Origin of the sequence: Hydrogenophaga sp. NH-16, from assembly GCF_004006415.1 — a bacterium.
Taxonomy (GTDB): Bacteria; Pseudomonadota; Gammaproteobacteria; order Burkholderiales; family Burkholderiaceae_C; genus Hydrogenophaga; species Hydrogenophaga pseudoflava.
In genome coordinates this window covers 3,799,931-3,817,705 of the sequence record NZ_CP029344.1, presented here as the reverse complement: position 1 = coordinate 3,817,705, position 17,775 = coordinate 3,799,931, and the positions used below count along the sequence as shown (strand labels likewise).

Annotated in this window: 17 protein-coding genes; 9 read left to right on the top strand and 8 right to left on the bottom strand. The window is 67.4% G+C overall.

All coding sequences use genetic code 11. The features are described 5' to 3' along the window. Positions 1–9 precede the first annotated feature (9 nt). Positions 10–1,866: a feruloyl-CoA synthase gene (locus tag DD542_RS18420; protein WP_066150307.1), complete on the bottom strand. Its 1,857-nt coding sequence runs from the start codon at positions 1,864–1,866 to the stop codon at positions 10–12. Positions 1,867–1,903: 37 nt separating this feature from the next. Next, positions 1,904–2,695: a crotonase/enoyl-CoA hydratase family protein gene (locus tag DD542_RS18415; RefSeq protein WP_127806645.1), complete on the bottom strand. Its 792-nt coding sequence runs from the start codon at positions 2,693–2,695 to the stop codon at positions 1,904–1,906. A gap of 113 nt (positions 2,696–2,808) precedes the next feature. Here DD542_RS18415 and DD542_RS18410 point away from each other — a divergent pair, with 113 nt between their 5' ends. Further along, positions 2,809–3,672: an amidohydrolase family protein gene (locus DD542_RS18410; RefSeq protein ID WP_066150313.1), complete on the top strand. Its 864-nt coding sequence runs from the start codon at positions 2,809–2,811 to the stop codon at positions 3,670–3,672. 9 nt (positions 3,673–3,681) lie between these two features. Here DD542_RS18410 and DD542_RS18405 read toward each other — a convergent pair whose 3' ends face one another. Further along, positions 3,682–4,809, bottom strand: coding sequence for a 5-methyltetrahydropteroyltriglutamate--homocysteine S-methyltransferase (locus tag DD542_RS18405; protein WP_127806644.1), 1,128 nt, complete (start codon positions 4,807–4,809; stop codon positions 3,682–3,684). A gap of 139 nt (positions 4,810–4,948) precedes the next feature. Between DD542_RS18405 and DD542_RS18400 the strand changes: the two genes are divergently transcribed. Continuing rightward, positions 4,949–5,743, top strand: a complete 795-nt coding sequence (locus DD542_RS18400; protein WP_127806643.1) for a GntR family transcriptional regulator — start codon at positions 4,949–4,951, stop codon at positions 5,741–5,743. A 36-nt stretch (positions 5,744–5,779) separates the two neighbouring features. Continuing rightward, on the top strand, positions 5,780–6,817 hold the full coding sequence (locus DD542_RS18395; protein WP_066150321.1) for a TRAP transporter substrate-binding protein: 1,038 nt from the start codon (positions 5,780–5,782) through the stop codon (positions 6,815–6,817). Between the two features lie 73 nt (positions 6,818–6,890). Here the strand turns inward: DD542_RS18395 and DD542_RS18390 are convergent, their stop codons facing one another. The 5 genes from DD542_RS18390 to DD542_RS18370 all read right to left on the bottom strand — a co-directional run bounded on the left by DD542_RS18390 (position 6,891) and on the right by DD542_RS18370 (position 11,626). Next, positions 6,891–7,817, bottom strand: coding sequence for an SMP-30/gluconolactonase/LRE family protein (locus DD542_RS18390; protein ID WP_127806642.1), 927 nt, complete (start codon positions 7,815–7,817; stop codon positions 6,891–6,893). A 35-nt stretch (positions 7,818–7,852) separates the two neighbouring features. Beyond that, positions 7,853–8,839 (bottom strand): tripartite tricarboxylate transporter substrate binding protein, encoded by a 987-nt coding sequence (locus DD542_RS18385; protein ID WP_127806641.1) that lies wholly within the window; start codon positions 8,837–8,839, stop codon positions 7,853–7,855. A gap of 23 nt (positions 8,840–8,862) precedes the next feature. After that, positions 8,863–9,801 (bottom strand): NAD(P)-dependent oxidoreductase, encoded by a 939-nt coding sequence (locus DD542_RS18380; RefSeq protein ID WP_127806640.1) that lies wholly within the window; start codon positions 9,799–9,801, stop codon positions 8,863–8,865. Further along, positions 9,798–10,481 (bottom strand): RraA family protein, encoded by a 684-nt coding sequence (locus DD542_RS18375; protein WP_127806639.1) that lies wholly within the window; start codon positions 10,479–10,481, stop codon positions 9,798–9,800. Before DD542_RS18375 ends, DD542_RS18380 begins: the two co-directional genes overlap by 4 nt. A 173-nt stretch (positions 10,482–10,654) precedes the next feature. Further along, positions 10,655–11,626: a tripartite tricarboxylate transporter substrate binding protein gene (locus DD542_RS18370; RefSeq protein ID WP_127806638.1), complete on the bottom strand. Its 972-nt coding sequence runs from the start codon at positions 11,624–11,626 to the stop codon at positions 10,655–10,657. A 123-nt stretch (positions 11,627–11,749) separates the two neighbouring features. Between DD542_RS18370 and DD542_RS18365 the strand changes: the two genes are divergently transcribed. From DD542_RS18365 to DD542_RS18340, 6 genes are all read left to right on the top strand, one after another. Continuing rightward, positions 11,750–12,529, top strand: a complete 780-nt coding sequence (locus DD542_RS18365; protein ID WP_066150339.1) for an IclR family transcriptional regulator — start codon at positions 11,750–11,752, stop codon at positions 12,527–12,529. 174 nt (positions 12,530–12,703) lie between these two features. Next, a complete protein-coding gene (locus tag DD542_RS18360) occupies positions 12,704–13,732 on the top strand; it encodes a TRAP transporter substrate-binding protein (RefSeq protein WP_127806637.1) in 1,029 nt (342 codons plus the stop codon). Between the two features lie 156 nt (positions 13,733–13,888). Continuing rightward, on the top strand, positions 13,889–14,410 hold the full coding sequence (locus DD542_RS18355) for a TRAP transporter small permease (RefSeq protein WP_066150345.1): 522 nt from the start codon (positions 13,889–13,891) through the stop codon (positions 14,408–14,410). Positions 14,411–14,429: 19 nt separating this feature from the next. Next, complete coding sequence (locus DD542_RS18350) at positions 14,430–15,746, top strand: TRAP transporter large permease (protein ID WP_066150348.1); 1,317 nt, start codon at positions 14,430–14,432, stop codon at positions 15,744–15,746. Positions 15,747–15,866: 120 nt separating this feature from the next. Next, complete coding sequence (locus DD542_RS18345) at positions 15,867–16,856, top strand: tripartite tricarboxylate transporter substrate binding protein (protein ID WP_127806636.1); 990 nt, start codon at positions 15,867–15,869, stop codon at positions 16,854–16,856. Between the two features lie 7 nt (positions 16,857–16,863). Next, positions 16,864–17,775 (top strand): DUF1932 domain-containing protein, encoded by a 912-nt coding sequence (locus DD542_RS18340; protein WP_127806635.1) that lies wholly within the window; start codon positions 16,864–16,866, stop codon positions 17,773–17,775.

The window sequence follows — 17,775 nt, the reverse complement described above, 5'->3', positions numbered from 1 at the left end:
GGAAGCTCCTCAGATCGACGGCTTGATGATGTATCGCAGGCCGTCGCTGTGCAGCTTGGCCACCGTGTCGGCGCGGTGCGTCAGCACGGCGCGCTGGTTGATCGAACCCTTGTCGGTGATCTCGCCACGGTCGATGGTGGGCGGGTCGGCCAGCAGGCACAGGCGCGCGATGCGGTTGGCCGAGCCGGTGGCGTTGCGCGCCAGTTCGTCCACGATTTTCTGGAACTGGGCGAGCACGCCGGGGGTGTCGAGCACATCGTGCAGCGACGCGTCGGCCGGCAGGTCCGAGAGCTGGCGCACGGCCGGGGTCGGGAACACCATGGCGCCCACCTCCTTCATGTTCAGACCGGTCAGCACCACGTCCTGGATGTAGGGCGCGCCGGCCGCGATGATCTTGCCGCGCAGCGGTCCCACGCTGACGAAGGTGCCGGTGGCGAGCTTGAAGTCCTCGGCGATGCGGCCGTCGAACTTCAGGCCCTGGTGCACATCGGTCTCGTCGATCCACTTGACCGCGTCGCCGGTCTTGAAGAAGCCTTCCTCGTCGAAGGCCTCGGCGGTTTCCTCGGGCTGGCGCCAGTAGCCGGGTGTGATGTTCGGGCCTTTGTAGCGGACCTCGGTCTTGCCCTGCATGTCGACCAGCTTGAGTTCCAGGCCCGGCGTCGGCAGGCCCAGGTCGCCGGCGTTCACGTTGGGGCTGGTGACAAAGATGCCGAAAGGACCGGACTCGGTCATGCCCAGGCCGGTGCCCATGACGATGCGCTCGCCCACCTCGCGCTCGGCGCTCTCGAACAGGCTGTCCCAGATCGGCTGGGCCAGCGCGGCGCCGGCGTAGAAAAACATGTTGACCTTGGCCAGCAGGGTCTTGCGCAGCAGGTCGTCGGTCTTCATCGCGTTGGCAATCGCTTCGAAACCGGTCGGCACGTTGAAGTAGACCGTGGGCGAGATCTCGCGCAGGTTGCGCAGGGTCTCGTGCATCAGCGCGGGCGTGGGCTTGCCGTCGTCGATGTAGAGCGTGCCGCCGTGGTAGATCACCATGCCGAAGTTGTGGTTGCCGCCGAAGGTGTGGTTCCAGGGCAGCCAGTCCACCAGCACCAGCGGCTTCTCGGCCAGCACGGGCATCGAGGCCGCCATCTGCGCCTGGTTCGCGCACCACAGGCGCTGCGTGTTGATGACCGCCTTGGGCATCTTGGTCGAGCCCGAGGTGAACAGGAACTTGGCGATGGTGTCGGGGCCGGTGGCGGCCATCGCGGCGTCGACCGCGGGTGTCGGCTCGGTGGCCATCAGGGCGGCGAAAGAGGTCGTGTCGCGGCCCGGCACCGTGCCGTTCGTGCAGACCAGTTCCACGTCCTCGGCCACGGTGGCGAGCATGGCGCGGCTGTAGCGCAGCGCGTCGCTGGCGAACACCATCCCCGGCGTGAGCGTCTTGATGACGTGCTTGAGCTTGTCGTAGTCCTGGCTGATCAGCGAGTAGGCCGGCGAGGTCGGGCAGTAGGCGACGCCAGCGTAGAGGCAGCCCAGCGCGAGCAGCGCGTGTTCGAGGTCGTTCTCGCTGAGGATCAGCACCGGGCGCTCGGCCGAGAGGCCGCGGTTGAGCAGGCCCTGGCCGATGCGGCGCGCGGCGTCCAGCGCCTGCGCGAAGCTGATGTGCTTCCAGTCGCCGCTGCTGCCGTCGGCGTTCTTCACGCGGCGCGCAAACAGGGTCTGGTCCGGGCGCTCCTTCGCCCAGTGCACCAGCCGGTCGGTCAGGCGCTCGGGGTAGGGGCCCAGGTCCTGGTCGGCGCGCAGGTAGTGCACGCCGGTTTCGCCGTCGCGCACGGTGGCGCGGGTCACGCCGAACTTCAGGGGGCGGTATTTCGCTGTGCTCACGTAGTCTCCTCGGGTCTTCTGTGCGGCGTCTGTTCGGTCAGTCGGCTTTCTTGACTTTCGCCGCCTTGCCTTCGAGGAAAGCGCGCACACGCTCCTTGGCTTCCGGCGCCGACTGCGCAATGGACGCCATCAGCGCTTCGGTGAACAGGCCATGGTCGGCCGGCTGTTCGGCAATGCGGGGCAGGGCGTGCATGAGCGCGAAGTTGGTCATGCGCGCGTTGGTGGCGATGCGCGTCGCCAGCTCGATGGCCTTCTCGCGCGCGGTGCCGCCGGGCACCAGGTACTGCGACAGGCCCACGCGCTCGCCATCGGCGGCGTTGTAGACGCGGCCGGTGAGCATCATGTCGGTCATGCGGGCGGCCCCGATCAGCTTGGGCACGCGCACCGCGCCACCGCCGCCGACGAAGATGCCACGCGTGCCTTCGGGCAGGGCATAGAAGGTGGTCTCGTCGGCCACGCGGATGTGGCAGGCGCTGGCCAGCTCCAGGCCACCACCCACCACCGCACCGTGCAGGGCGGCGATGACAGGCACGGTGCCCTTCTCGACGCATTCCAGCGCGGCGTGCCACATGCGCGAATGGAACACGCCTTCGGCGGCGTCGCGCTCGCTCAGCTCGGACAGGTCCAGGCCGGCGCAGAAGTGTTCGCCCTCGCCATCGACCACGGCCGCGCGCACACTGGCGGGCAGGTTCTGGAAGGCGTCGCGGATGGCCAGGATGAGGCCGTCGTTCAGCGCGTTGCGCTTGGCGGGCCTGTTCATGGTGACGATGGCGATTTCCTGTTGCTCGCCGTGCAGCTGCACGCTCAGGTAGGGGTGTTGGAACGTCATGATGGTGAGGATTTCTGCGCTTGTTGAGTGTTGAAATTATTGTTATAAACAATAACCAAATCAAGCGAGACATCCTCCAATCTCATCAGTACTTACCCTAGTGAGGAAACAGCATGGACCACCAGAACCTGATCGCCATCGACATCCACACCCACGCCGAAGTGAGTTGCTGGAACCCGTTCGACAACTACGGCGAGGAGTACGACCGCGCCGCCGACAAGTACTTCGGCAGCAACCGCCGCCCGACCATCGAAGAGACGGTGGCCTACTACCGCGAACGCAAGATCGGCCTGGTGATGTTCACCGTGGACAGCGAGTCCAAGCTGGGCCGCCGGCGCATTCCGAACGAGGAGATCGCCAAGGCCGCGCGCGACAACAGCGACATGATGATCGCCTTCGCCAGCATCGACCCGCACAAGGGCAAGATGGGGGCGCGCGAGGCCGAGCGCCTGATCAAGGAAGAGGGCATCAAGGGCTTCAAGTTCCACCCCACGGTGCAGGGCTACCACCCCTACGACAAGATGGCCTGGCCGATCTACGAGGTGATCAACGCGCACAAGCTGCCCGCCATCTTCCACACCGGCCACAGCGGCATCGGATCGGGCATGCGCTGCGGCGGCGGGCTGCGGCTGGAGTACAGCAACCCCATGCACCTGGACGACGTGGCGATCGACTTCCCCGACATGCAGATCGTCATGGCGCACCCCAGCTTCCCCTGGCAGGACGAGGCGCTGTCGGTGGCCACGCACAAGCCCAACGTCTGGATCGACCTCTCGGGCTGGAGCCCGAAGTACTTCCCCAAGCAGCTGGTGCAGTACGCCAACACGCTGCTCAAGGACCGCATCCTGTTCGGCAGCGACTACCCGCTGATCACGCCCGAGCGCTGGATGAAGGACTTCGAGGTCGCAGGTTTCAAGCCCGAGGTGATGCCCGGCATCCTCAAGGGCAATGCCGTGCGCCTGCTCGGGCTGGCCTGACCGGGGCGGTCAGTCGCCCCAGACTTCACGGGCGGTTTCCACCACCAGCGCGAGCTTTCTGCGCTGGTCTTCCACGGCGATGTTGTTGCCGTGCACGGTGGACGAGAAGCCGCACTGCGGGCTCAGCGCCAGCTGGTCCAGCGGTGCGTACTGCGCGGCCTCGGCGATGCGGCGCTTGAGGTCGTCCTTGCTTTCGAGCTGGCCGAACTTGGTGGTGACCAGACCCAGCACCACGGTCTTGCCGGGCTTGAGGAAACGCAGCGGCCGGAAGTCGCCTGAGCGGTCGTCGTCGTACTCCATGAAGTAGGCGTCCAGGTGCATCTCCGAGAGCAGGGCCTCGGCCACCGGCTCGTAGTTGCCGGCCGCCGCGTGGGTGCTCTTGAAGTTGCCGCGGCACAGGTGCATGCACAGGGTCATGCCGGCCGGCTTGCGCGCCACCACCTTGTTGATGAAGGTTGCGTAGCGGTGCGGCAGTTCGTTGGGGTCGTCGCCGCGCTGGCGCGCCGCCTCGCGCATCTTCTCGTCGCAGAGGTAGGCCATGTTGGTGTCGTCCATCTGCACATAGGTGCAGCCCGCGTCGGCCAGGCTCTGCAGCTCGTCGCCATAGGCCTTGGCCACGTCGTCGTAGAACACCGGGTCCAGTTCGGGGTAGGCCTCCTTGCTGATGCCGGCGCGGCCGCCGCGGAAGTGCAGCATGGTGGGCGAGGGGATGGTGACCTTGGGCACCAGGCCGCTGATGCCCAGCGCCTCCACCTGCGACTTGAGGTACTGGAAGTCGGCCAGCTGGATGTTCTTGGCGTGGCGCACCTTGTCGATCACGCGGATCACCGGCGGCGCCAGTTCTTCGGTGCCGTCGGGCCGCACGATGGTCACCGGGATGTCGGTCTTCACGCCGCCGAGCTGCTCCAGGAAGTCGATGTGGAAATAGGTGCGGCGGAACTCGCCGTCGGTGATCGACTTCAGGCCCACGTCGGCCTGGAACTTCACGATCTCGGTGATGGCCTTGTCCTCCACGGCGCGCAACTGCTCGGCCGTGATCGACTTCTTGTTGAAAAACTGGTCGCGCGCTTCCAGCAGGTAGGCCGGGCGCAGGAAGGAGCCGACGTGGTCGGCACGGAACGGGATGCGGGTGCTCATGGTGTCTCCGTGTGGTGGTTGCCAGCGGCATCGTAGCCAACACAACGGCGTTCTGACTGGATACAGAGACTCATGGATTTCCCTGATATCGGGTTCTCTCTGAGGGAAATTTCAGGGTTTCTGTATACATTGGGTATCCATGAACACGGTCCAGGACCTTCAAGCCGATGCAGCGCTCGCCTCCACACCCAGCGGGTCGTCCGAGACTGCCCAGGTGCGCGCGCTGCTGCAGCTGCGCGAGCTGATCCTCTCGGGCGAACTGCCCGGTGGCACCCGCATTGCGGAGCTGGCCATCGTCGAGCGGCTGGGCATGTCGCGCACCCCGATCCGCGCCGCGCTGGTGCGGCTGGAGCAGGAGGGCCTGCTGGAAGCCCTGCCCAGCGGCGGCTATGTGGTGCAGAGTTTTTCCGAGCGCGACGTGGCCGACGCCATCGAACTGCGCGGCACACTCGAAGGCCTGCTGGCCCGGCTGGCGGCCGAACGCGGCGCGCCCCTGGTGGTGCTGGCCGAGGCGCGCCAGTGCCTGGACCGCATCGACGCGCTGCTGACCGCGCCCAAGCTCGATGACGAGGCGTTCTCGGCCTACGTCGCGCTCAACAGCCACTTTCACGCGCTGCTCTACGAACTGGCGGACAGCCCCACCATCACGCGCCAGCTGGAGCGCGCCGCCAGCCTGCCGTTCGCCTCGCCCTCGGGTTTCGTGCTGCTGCAGGCGCAGTCCACGCGGGCGCGCGACATGCTCATCGTCGCGCAGGACCAGCACCGGCAGGTGCTGGACGCGATCGAGCAGCGCGAAGGCGCGCGCGCCGAGTCCATCATGCGCGAGCACTCGCGGCTGGCGCGCCGCAACCTGGTCGAGGTGCTGGCCGCGCACCCCTCCGAACCACTGGCCGGCAACATGCCCGCGATCCGCATGATCCGGCGCCGTCGCTGAGTCCATCCATCCGTTTTTCAACCCAAGGAGACACCCATGAAGCTCATTCCCCGTCGCACCGCCCTGGCCACGCTCGGCGCGGTGGCTGCCCTGGCGACGGCCGGGACCGCGATGGCCCAGACCGTGACGCTGCGCCTGCACCAGATGCTGCCGCCTCAGGCCACCATTCCCGCCCGTGCCATCGTGCCCTGGGCGCAGAAGGTCGAGGCCGAGTCCGGCGGCAAGATCAAGGTGCAGCTGTTCCACGCCATGCAGCTGGGTGGCGCGCCGCCGCAGCTGTTCGACCAGGCCAAGGACGGTGTGGTCGACCTCACCTGGACGGTGCTGGGCTACACGCCGGGGCGCTTTCCCAAGACCGAGGTGTTCGAACTGCCGTTCATGAGCAGCTCGGCCGAGGCTTCGTCCAAGGCTATCCAGGAATACGTCGAGAAGTTCGCCGCCGACGAGTTCAAGGACGTCAAGCTGATTGCCGTGCACACCCACGGCCCCGGCCTGTTCCACACCAAGCAGCCGGTGGTGGGCCTGGAGTCGCTGCGCGGCATGAAGATCCGCGGCGGTTCGCGCATCATCAACAACATGCTGACCAAGCTGGGCGCCACGCCGGTGGGCATGCCGGTGCCGGCGGTGACCGAAGCCCTGTCCAAGGGCGTGATCGACGGCACCACCATTCCCTGGGAAGTGACGCCCTCGCTGAAGGTCACGGAGCTGGTGAAGAACCACACCACCTTTGCCGGCAAGGAAGGCCTGTACACGCAGACCTTTGCCTTCTCGATGAACAAGGCGTCCTACGAGAAGCTGCCTCCGGACCTGAAGAAGGTGATCGACAACAACTCGGGCCAGGTGGCCGCGGCGCTGTTCGGCAAGGCCATGGACGACGGCGACAAGGCCGGGCGCGAGATCGCCGTCAAGGCCGGCAACAAGATCACCGAGCTTGAGCTGGCCGAGGTGCAGCGCTGGAAGCGCACCGCCTCGACGGTGGAGACCGACTGGGTCAACGAGGTGAAGGCCAAGGGCATCGACGGCGCCAAGCTGGCGTCCGAGGCGCGCGCGCTGATTGCCAAGTACAACAAGTAAACCGCCCGATCAGTGACCAGACGAGGGGCTGCCGGCTACGGTCGGCAGCCCTTTTCTGTTGGGGTGATTCGCATCAAACGACTTGGTCGGGTCGGTGGACCTTTGCACCCGGATGGCTCATCCCCGCGCGCAGCACCGAGCCACTGGTCGACTCGGTGCAGTACAGCGTCTTGCGCTCCGGCCCGCCGAAGGCGAGGTTGGTGAGCGAGGCGCCGGTCTCGGCGCGCAGCACCTGCACCGGCTCGGCCCGGTGGTTGAGCACCCACACATAGGCCAGTCCCGGGTTGGCCACCAGCAGCTGGCCCGCGCTGTCCATGGCCAGTCCGTCGGGGCCGCTGGGGCCGTAGGAGGTGAAGAACTGCCCGGCCTTGGACACGCCGCCGTCGGCCAGCAGCGGCATGCGCCAGACGCAGTTGCCACGTGTGGCGGCGACGAACAGGAATTTCTCGTCCAGCGACAGCACGATGCCGTTGGGGCTGGGCACGTTGGCCAGCAGCAGGTCCAGCCGGCCCGAAGGGCTGAGCCGGTAGACGCGGCCCGTGGGGTCGTGCAGGCCGGTCTGGCCCTGGTCGGTGAAATACAGGTTGCCCTGTGAGTCGAACGTGAGGTCGTTCAGGCCCTTGAAGCTCTCGGTGTTGCGCCGGCCCAGGTGGGGCCGCACCGCGCCGCTGCGGCTGTCCACCACCATCAGGCCGTTGCGGTAGTCGGTCACCAGCAGCTCGGTGGCGTTCAGGAACTTCATGCCGTTGGGCTCGCCGTCCCACTGCGCCACCAGTTCCCACTCGCCTTGCGGGTCGATGCGGAACACGCGCCCGAACGGAATGTCGGTCACGTACAGGTTGCCGGCGCCGTCGAACACCGGGCCCTCCAGAAAACAATCGACCTCGCGCCCGCCCATGTTGGCGTCGCTCCACACCGTGCGCTGCCGCTGGCGAAAGCGCGCGGGCAGGGTGGTGAAGACGTCGAGCGTGCGGACCTCGGGCGGGTGGAGCAGGAACATGGTGACCTCAGGCGAAGCGGGCGGTGGCGGACACCTTACTGCTTCTCGAACGCGGTGTTGGCCACCACCTTGCCCCAGCTGTCGGTGCTGTCCTTGAGCAGCTTCGCGAACTCGTCCGCGCCCGCGTGGCGCGGCTCGGCGCCCATGCCTTGCGCGAACTGCTTCATGTCGTCCGTGGCCATGGCGGTGGCGATCTCCTTCTGCAGGCGCTGCACCACCTCGGCCGGCGTGCCCTTGGGGGCCCACAGGCCGGTCCAGTTGACCACGCCACGCCAAGGCACACCGGCCTGCTGGAAGGTCGGCACATCGGGCAGGGCCGCCAGTCGCTGGTCGCCGCTGACAGCGAGCAGGCGCAGCTTGCCGCCCTTGACGTTGCCCATCAGCCCGGTGGTGGACGCGATCTGGAAGTCGATGGTCTGGGACAGCAGGCCGGCCGTGGCTTCGCCCGCACCCTTGTAGGGGATGTGCATGAAGTTCACGCCGCTGGCGATGCCCAGGGCCTCGCTCGCGAAGTGCGGCGTGGTGCCGGGGCCGCCGGTGCCATAGGTGACGGTGTTGGGCGCGGCCTTGGCCTGCGCGGTCAGATCGGCCAGGGTCTTGTACTTCGAGCCAGCGTTGACCGCCAGGCCCATGGGTGCGAACACATAGGCGCTCACCGGCACCAGCTGCGTGGCGTGGTCGAAGGGCAGCTTCTTGAAGATGTGCGGCAGCAGCGAGTAGGTGGTGTCGTTGGCCAGCAGGGTGTGGCCGTCGGGCTGGGCCTGGGCCACGAGGTTGGCGCCGATGGTGCCGGTCGCGCCGGGCTTGTTTTCCACGATGAAGCTCTGGCCGGTCTGCTCGGTGAGCTTCTGTGCCATCTTGCGCGTGACCACGTCCACGGCGCCGCCGGGTGCGTAGGGCACGACGATCTTGACGATCTTCGAAGGCCAGGCGGACTGGGCCTGGGCGGTGCCGGCCAGCAGGCCGAGGCAGGCGAGGGCGGTGGCCGAGAGCAGCGCGCGGCGTGCATTGAATGTGTTCATGAATGTCTCCGTTGTTGGGTGGGTCAGGCGGTGGCGGCTTCGCTGCGGGCCAGCACCGCCAGCGTGTTCTGCGCGGCGGCCACGCCCATGTTCACATAGGCGTCGCTGGTGACGCCGCCGATGTGCGGGCTCAGGACGAAGCCGGGCTGCCCGTGGAAGATGTGCGGCACGGTCATGGGTTCGACGGCGAAGCTGTCCAGCCCGGCCATGCGCACCTGGCCCGACTGCACGGCGGCCAGCAGGGAGGGTTCGTCGATCAGGCCGCCGCGCGCGGTGTTCACCACGATCACGCCGGGTTTGCAGCGTGCCAGGGTCTGCGCGTTGAGCAGGCCCTTGTTCTCGGGCGTGAGCGGGCAGTGCAGCGAGATCGCGTCGGCCTCGCGCCAGATCGTTTCCAGGTCCACCGCGGTCACGTAATCGGGCAGGTTCCTGGCGAACGGGTCGAAACCGATCACGCGCAGGCCCATGGCGTCGGCCATCTTCGCGAAGCGCAGGCCGATGGCGCCCAGCCCGACCAGGCCGACCGTGCGGCCGCCCAGCTCCAGGCTCTTGTGCGTGGCCTTGTCCCAGTGGCCGTCGTGCATGCGCTGGTTCAGCTGCACGACCGACTTGGCACAGGCCAGCAGCAGGGCCATCGCCTGTTCGGCCACGGCGGCGGCGTTGGCGCCCACGGCGGCCGTGACGGCAATGCCGCGTTCGGCCGCAGCGGCCTTGTCGATGGTGTCGGTGCCGCTGCCGTGTTTGGAGATCACGCGCAGGGCGGGCGCGGCGTCCATGACCTCGGCGTTCACGCCGCTGTAGCGCACGATGATGCCGACCGGGTTGTGCTGGCGCGCCAGCGCCACGATGTCGGCCTGCGTCGGCGTCTTCCCGGCAAAGACCACTTCATGGTCTGCTAGCAGGGCCAGGGCCTGTGGCGCCAGGTCGGCGGCGGTGACGAGGATGACGGGTTTGTGGCTCACAAGGTCTCTCCTTGCTTGAGCACACCGGCCGCGATCAGCGAAGCCGTCAGCCACGAGGCCGAGGTGTTGCCTTCCTTGATCTGGGCGATGCGCTTGGCTTCGGCCTGCACCTTGTGCTCGGCCAGCGGCAGCAGGCCGGGCAGCACCTCGCGCTCGACCACCACCACGCCGTCACCGTCGCCGATGACGAAATCGCCCGGATGCACCGTCACGCCGCCGATGCTGATGGGGTGACCGATGCGACCGCCGTTGTTCTTGGTCGGGCCGTTGGGGTTGGTGCCGACCGAGAAGACCGGGTAGTCCATCTCGTCGATTTCCAGGCTGTCGCGCACCGCGCCGTCCATCACCACGCCGGCCAGGCCGAGCTGGCGGCAGGCGGTCATCATGATGGTGCCCATCAGGGCCGAGGTCTGGTCGCCCTTGCCATCGATCACCAGCACGTCGCCGGGTTTGGCCAGCGCGATGGCGGCGTGGATCATGAGGTTGTCGCCGGGGCGCACCTCGACGGTGAAGGCCGGGCCGGCCACCTTCATGCGCGGACGCAGCGCCTGGATGCGGCCGTGCAGCGCGCCGCGGCGGCCGTTGATGTCGGAGAAGATGGCCGGCTGGAACCGGGCGGCCTGCGCCACCAGATCGGGCGCGACGCGCGGGAAGTCTTTGACGATGTCGGGCTGGGACATGGTAGGGGCTCTCAGTTAAAGAAAAGGAATGGGTTTTCCAACAGGCCAGCGAGCGAAGTGCCTGAGTCCAGGGCGCCCGTGGAACGGGCTTCGCCCGGCCACAGGGTGCGTCCCCCTCGAAGCGCCGAAGGCGCGCGACAGAGGGGGAAGCCGCGTCAGCGGCGCAGGGGGTGTCAATCCAAAGTCGCACCAGAGGCCTTGACGATGGGGGCCCAGCGCGCAAGGTCGCTCTTGATCAGGCTGCCGAAGGCTTCGGGCGTGCCGCCCAGCACGTCGGCGCCCTGGTCGCTCAGCTTCTTCTTCAGGTCGGCCGACTGCAGGGCCTTGTTGATCTCGGCGTTGAGCACGGCGACGATGTCCTTGGGCGTGCCGGCCGGGGCGACGAAGCCGAACCAGGTGACGGCTTCGAAATCCTTCACGCCCGACTCGGCGATGGTGGGCACCTGGGGCAGGTCGTCCACGCGCTTGAGCGAGGTCACCGCGATCGGGCGCATCTTGCCGGTCTTGATCTGGCCGATCAGTGTGGGCACGGAGGACAGGTACAGCTCCACACGGCCGCTGACCACGTCGGTGGCTGCCTGGGCGGCGCCCTTGTAGGGCACGTGGGTGAAGTCGACGCCGGCCGACTTCTGGAACAGCACGCTGGCCAGGTGCGCCACGGTGCCGTTGCCCGAGAAGGCCATGTTCAGCGAACCCGGCTTGGCCTTGGACGCGGCCACCACCTCGGTCAGCGACTTGAAGGGCGAGGACTCGCCCACGACCATCACCAGCGGCGCATTGGCGACCAGGCCGACGGGGGTCAGGTCCTTGACCGAGTCGTACGGCATCTTGCTGTAGAGCGTCGGGTTGATCGCCAGGTTGCTGGTCTGGCCCAGCGCGATGGTGTAGCCGTCGGCCGGCGACTTGGCCACCACGTCGATGCCGATGTTGCCGCCGGTGCCCGGGCGGTTCTCGATCACGAAGTTCCAGCCCTTGGTGGTCTGGATCTTGGTGGTCACCTCGCGGGCGATCAGGTCGGTGCCGCCACCGGCCGGGAAGGGCACGATGACCTTGATGGGCTTGGCGGGGTAGGCCTGGGCGAAGGCGGCACCGGTGGCCAGCAGCAGGCTGGCGGCGGCGAGGGCGTGGCGGCGGGAAAGGTTCATGTCTTGTCTCCGGATGTCGGTGGATGGTGGTGGCCGCAGCGCTGGGTTGCGGCTGGGGCGGACTGTACGGACGTGTTTCGTTCAATACAATGCTGTTTCAATAGTTGAAACACGGGCCAAAGCATGAAACCCTCCCGAAAGACCGCCGAGGCGCCCGAGACGGCCGACGCCGAGAGCAGCACCGGCAGCGTGACCGCCGTCACCCGGGCGCTGCGCGTGCTGGAGTGTTTCGGCATGGACGACCCCCAGCTCACGCTGGCCGAGATGAGCCGGCGCACCGGCATGCACAAGACCACCACGCTGCGGCTGGCGCGCACCCTGGCGGCCGAGAACTACCTGGTGCAGAAGGAGGACGGCAGCTGGCGCCTGGGCCGCGCGGCGGGCTGGCTGGGCGCGTGTTATCAGGCGGTGTTCGACGTGCACGAGGTGGTGGAGCCAGTGCTGCGCGCGCTGACGGTGCAGACCGGCGAGAGCGCCTCGTTCTACGTGCGCGAAGGCCAGCAGCGCCAGTGCCTGGCGCGGGTGGACGGGCCGCAGACCATCCGCCACCACGTGCGCGTGGGCATCGGCCTGCCGCTGAATCTGGGGGCGCCGGGGCGGGTGATCCTGGCGTTCTCGGGCGAGCCGGGCGAGCCCTACGAGTCGATCCGTCGCCGGGGCTTCCACCTGTCCATGGGCGAGCGCGAGCCGGAGGTGTCCAGCGTGTCGGCGCCGGTGTTCGGGCTGCACTGGCGGCTGCTGGGCTCGGTCTGCATCTCGGGGCCGACGGCGCGCCTGCCGGAGGCGCGGCTGATGGAGCTGGCGCAGACGGTGATGACCGCGGCCAACGAACTGTCGTATGCGATCGCGGGCACGCGGCGGCCGTCGCCTGCCGGGGGTGCCGCGGCGACCTGGCACCCATGACCCGGCCCGGTCGGAATGTCGTGAAATTAACTGTCTGGTACAGAGCAAACCGGCATAGCTGAAAGTCGCACCTGCTGCTTTTCAATAGGTGGCAAAGCGCGCACAGTGCAGCCGTTCTTCCGGGCTCCGGAAGCAGCCGACTGAGTTTCGCCCTTTCTTCTGGACTTCACTTTCATGAACATGCTTCGCCGCGGCGCGCTGATCGCGCTGGCTTCCTTCGGTTTCTCCGGTCTGGCCCAGGCCCAGACCGTCACCCTTCGCCTGCACCAGTTCCTGCCGCCGCAGGCGGTGATCCCCGCGAAGGCCATCATTCCCTGGGCCCGCAAGATCGAGGCCGAGTCCGGCGGCCGCATCAAGATCCAGGACTTCCACGCCATGCAGATGGGTGGTTCGCCGCCCCAGCTGTTCGACCAGGCGCGCGACGGCGTGGCCGACATCACCTGGACGGTGCTGGGCTACACGCCGGGCCGCTTCAACAAGTCCGAGGTGTTCGAGCTGCCGTTCATGTGCACCGGCGGCCCGGAGAAGTGTTCGCGCGCCTTCCACGAGTACGTGGAGAAGAACGCCGCCGACGAGTTCAAGTCGGTCAAGCTGCTGGCGGCCCACACCCATGGCCCCGGCCTGTTCCACACCAAGCAGCCGGTGACAGGGCTGGAAAGCCTGCGCGGCATGAAGATCCGCGGTGGCTCGCGCATCATCAACAACATGCTGGTCAAGCTCGGCGCCACACCCGTGGGCATGCCGGTGCCGGCGGTGACCGAAGCCCTGTCCAAGGGCGTGATCGACGGCACCACCGTGCCGTGGGAAGTCGCGCCGTCGATCAAGATCACCGAACTGGTCAAGAACCACACCAGCTTCGCCGGCAAGGACGGGCTGTTCACGCAGACCTTCGCATTCGTGATGAACCGCGCGGCCTACGACAAGCTGCCGGCCGACCTGAAAAAGGTGATCGACAACAACTCGGGCATCGAACTGGCGGCGTCATTCGGTCGCGCCATGGACGAGGGCGACAAGGCCGGACTGGCGCTGGCGCAGAAGGCCCGCAACAACCTGGTGGCGCTCGACGTGGCCGAGACCCAGCGCTGGCGCCGCACCGCGTCGGTGGTCGAGTCCGACTGGGTGACGGAAATGAAGGGCAAGGGCATTGATGGCGCCAAGCTGGCGTCCGAGGCCCGCGCCCTGGTGGCGAAGCACAACAAGTAACAGCCTGAGGTCAGGGTCTTCGATTTCTTAATTAGAAATCAGTTTACCCATGTGAAATCATGAGATAGAGTCTCGCGCGCCCCCCGGAGGGCGCGCGCAGACCGTGTGAGAGACAATGAGCGCCCCGTGACGCTCAAGACAACAAAGGACCTGAGGATGATTTCGTTCATTTACCGCCTGGCCAACTGGACGGCCATCGTCGGCGGGATCGTGCTGGTGGCGCTGACGCTGATGGTGGTGGCCAGCGTGGCCGGTCGCGCCATGATCGGACTGGGTCTGGGGCCCGTGCCCGGCGACTTCGAACTGGTCGAGGTCGGCGTGGGCATTGCCATCTTCTACTTCCTGCCCTGGTGCTACCTGCGCGGCGGGCATGCCACGGTGGACCTGCTCTACATGCACATGCCCGCCTGGTTCAAGAAGGGCGTGGACCTGTTCAGCGATGTGGCCATGCTGCTGGTCTGGCTGGTGCTGACCTGGAAGCTCTGGGAAGGCATGCTGGAGAAGAAGGAATACCTGGAGACCACCTTCATCCTGCAGATGCCCATCTGGTGGGCCTATGCCTTCTGCCTGGTGGGTGCGGTGATCGGCTGCATCTGCTACGTCGCCAAGACCCTCACCCGTCTGGGCCTGGCGTCCGAGCCCAAGGGCTGGACCGTCGAAGCCAACGTCAGCCACTGAGACCGAGAGCCCGAGCATCATGAGCAACATCCAACTGGCCCTCTGGTCCTTCCCCTTCCTGCTGCTGCTGATCTTTGTGCGCGTGCCGATCGGCCTGTCCATGCTGCTGTGCGGCCTGGGCGGCTCCTGGGTCATCTACGGCAACGCCGACCCGATCCTCAACCAGCTCAAGCAGGTCACGTTCACCACCTTCTCCAACTACAACCTCTCGGTCATCCCGCTGTTCCTGCTGATGGGACAGTTCGCGGCGCTGGGCGGGCTCTCCCGCGCACTGTTCAAGGCGGCCGAGGCCTGGATCGGCCACCGCAAGGGCGGTGTGGCGATGGCGGCCGTGGGTGCCTGTGCCGGCTTCGGCGCCATCTGCGGTTCCTCGCTGGCCACCGCGGCCACCATGGGACAGGTGGCCCTGCCCGAACTCAAGCGCGCCGGCTACGCCGGTGGCATCTCCACCGCCTGCCTGGCGGCTGGCGGCACGCTGGGCATCCTGATCCCGCCGTCGGTGGTGCTGGTGATCTACGCCATCCTGACCGAGCAGAACATCGCCAAGCTGTTCCTGGCCGCCTTCGTGCCCGGCATCCTGGCGGCCATCGGCTACATGATCACCATCGCCATCTACGCGCGCCTCAAGCCGCAGGAGATGGGCACCATGGCGCCCATGCCCATGAAGGACCGCATCGCCGCCACCGTGGCCACCTGGCCCGTGATCGCGATCTTCCTGGTGGTGGTCGGTGGCATCTACACCGGCATCTTCACGCCCACCGAGGGCGCGGCCATCGGGGCCTTCTGCACCGGCATCGCGGCCTGGGCCAGCGGCGGTCTCAACCGCAAGACCCTGCTGGACTCGGTGCTGGGCACCGCGGTCGCCACCGGCATGATTTTCATGATCGTGCTGGGCGCCGGCCTCTACAACACCTTCCTGGCGCTGTCGCAGCTGCCGCAGGAAGCCGCCGGTGCGGTGGCCGGCTGGGGGCTGAGCCCGATCCTGGTGCTGATCGCCATCCTGGTGCTGTATGTGATCCTGGGCTGCTTCATGGACTCGCTGTCCATGATCCTGCTGACCATCCCGGTGTTCTTCCCCATCATCATGGCGCTGGACTTCGGCCTGCCGCCCGAAGAGCTGGCCATCTGGTTCGGCATCCTGGTGCTGATCGTGGTGGAGGTGGGTTTGATCACGCCACCGGTGGGCATGAACCTGTTTGTCATCAACTCGATGGCCAAGGACACGCCGATCACCCACACCTACCGCGCCATCCTGCCTTTTGTCACCAGCGACTTCGTGCGCACCGCCATCCTGGTGGCGTTCCCGTCGATCACGCTGTTCGTGCTGCGCCTGTGATGGGTCGCACCGGCTATCGAAACCTTCAATAGCCGAAAGGGCCCGCGAGCGATTGCGGGCCTTTTTGCTGCTGGATACATTGATTCTCGTTCCCGACCACACCACCACAAGGAGACCTCCATGAGCCGTTCCGTTTCACCGCTGCGCCGCGTCCTGCTGGCATCGGCCCTGGCGCTGTCTGCGCTGGGCATTGCTTCCGCCGCACAGGCGCAGACCTTTCCGAGCAAGCCGCTGCGCATCGTGGTGCCGTTCGCCGCGGGCGGTGCGGGCGACCTCACGGCCCGCATCGTGGGCGCCGAGCTGAGCACCTCGCTGGGCCAGCCGGTGACGATCGAGAACCGGCCCGGTGCCGGGGGCGTGGTGGCTGCCGACACGGTGGCGCGCGCCGAGCCCGACGGCCACACGATGTTCCTGATGTCCAACGGCACCGCCGTCACGGCCAGCCTGTTCAAGAGCCTGCCCTACGACACGCTCAAGGACCTGGCGCCGGTCTCGACCCTGGGCACCTTCGACCTGGTGGTGGTGGTGCCGGCAGAGTCGCCGTTCAAGACCCTGGGCGAACTGGTCGCGTTCGCCAAGGCCAACCCCAACAAGCTCAACATCGGCAGCATCAACATCGGCAGCACGCAGAACCTGGCGGCCGAGCTGTTCAAGTCCAGCGCCGGCATCGACGCGCAGGTCGTGCCGTTCAAGGCCACGCCGGAACTGGTCGGCGCGCTGCGCGGCAAGCAGGTGGACGTGGGCGTGGAGATCCTCGGACCCACGCTGACCCAGATCAAGGCCGGCGCCTTCCGCGCCCTGGCCGTCACCGGCAAGAAGCGTTCGAGCATCCTGCCCGAGGTGCCGACCGCGGTGGAGCAGGGTGTCAAGGACTTCCAGGCCTCGTCCTGGAACGCGCTGGCGGTGCCCGGCAAGACGCCGCGCCCGGTGATCGACCGGCTGAACAAGGACATCGTCGCCGCGCTGGCCAAGCCCGAGGTGAAAAAGAAGCTGGCCGACCTGAACATCGACGCCGATGCCAGCACGCCGGAGGAAGCGGCAGCGCTGCTGGCTTCCGACATCAAGCGCTGGGGCGCGGTCATCGAGCGCGCGAACATCCCCAAGCAGTGAGGACCGCATGAGCGACGTGCGCATCGGCCTGATCGGCTACGGCGAGGTGGGCCGTGCCTTCACGGCCGGCCTCAAGGACCAGGCCGCCTGGACCGGTGCCTGGGACCTGAAGTTCTCGGACCCGGCGCTGCGCGAGGAGCCGCTGGCGCATGCGGCGGCGGCCGGCGTCGTTGTCTGCGACAGCGCCGCTGCGCTGTGCGCCCAGGCCACGCTGCTGATCTCGGCGGTGACGGCGAGCAACACGCTCGCCGTGGCCGAAGCGGTGGCGCCGCACGTCCGGCCGGGCAGTGTGTTCCTGGACCTCAACTCGGCCTCGCCCGGCACCAAGCAGAAGGCCGCGGCGCTGATCGATGCGGCCGGCGCGCACTATGTCGAGGCCGGGGTCATGACCTCGGTGCCGCCCTACGGCATCCGCGTGCCCATGCTGCTCGGCGGCGCGCACGCCGCGCGCCTGCAGCCGGTGCTGGCGGCGCTGGGCATGGACGCCCAGGTCGCCAGCGAACAGCTGGGCATCGCATCGGCCACCAAGATGTGCCGCAGCGTGATGATCAAGGGCCTGGAGGCGCTGGTGATCGAGAGCTACGCCACCGCGCGGCACTACGGTGTCGAGGACGCGATGATCGCCACGCTGCAGGAAACCTTTCCCGGCATCGACTGGACCAGGCAGGGCGCCTACTTCTTCAGCCGCGTGGCCCAGCACGGCAAGCGCCGCGCAGAAGAGATGCGCGAGGTGGCGAACACCGTGCGCGAGGCCGGCTTCGAGCCCTTCATGGCCTCGGCCATTGCGCTCAAGCACGACTGGATGGCGGCGCAGGCGCGCGCGGGGCACTTCGCGGGCCTGGGCCCCAATCCGCCGTGGAAGGACTACGCGGACCAACTGCTCGCCCACCGTCCCGCCGCGAACGATCCGCTGTCCTGA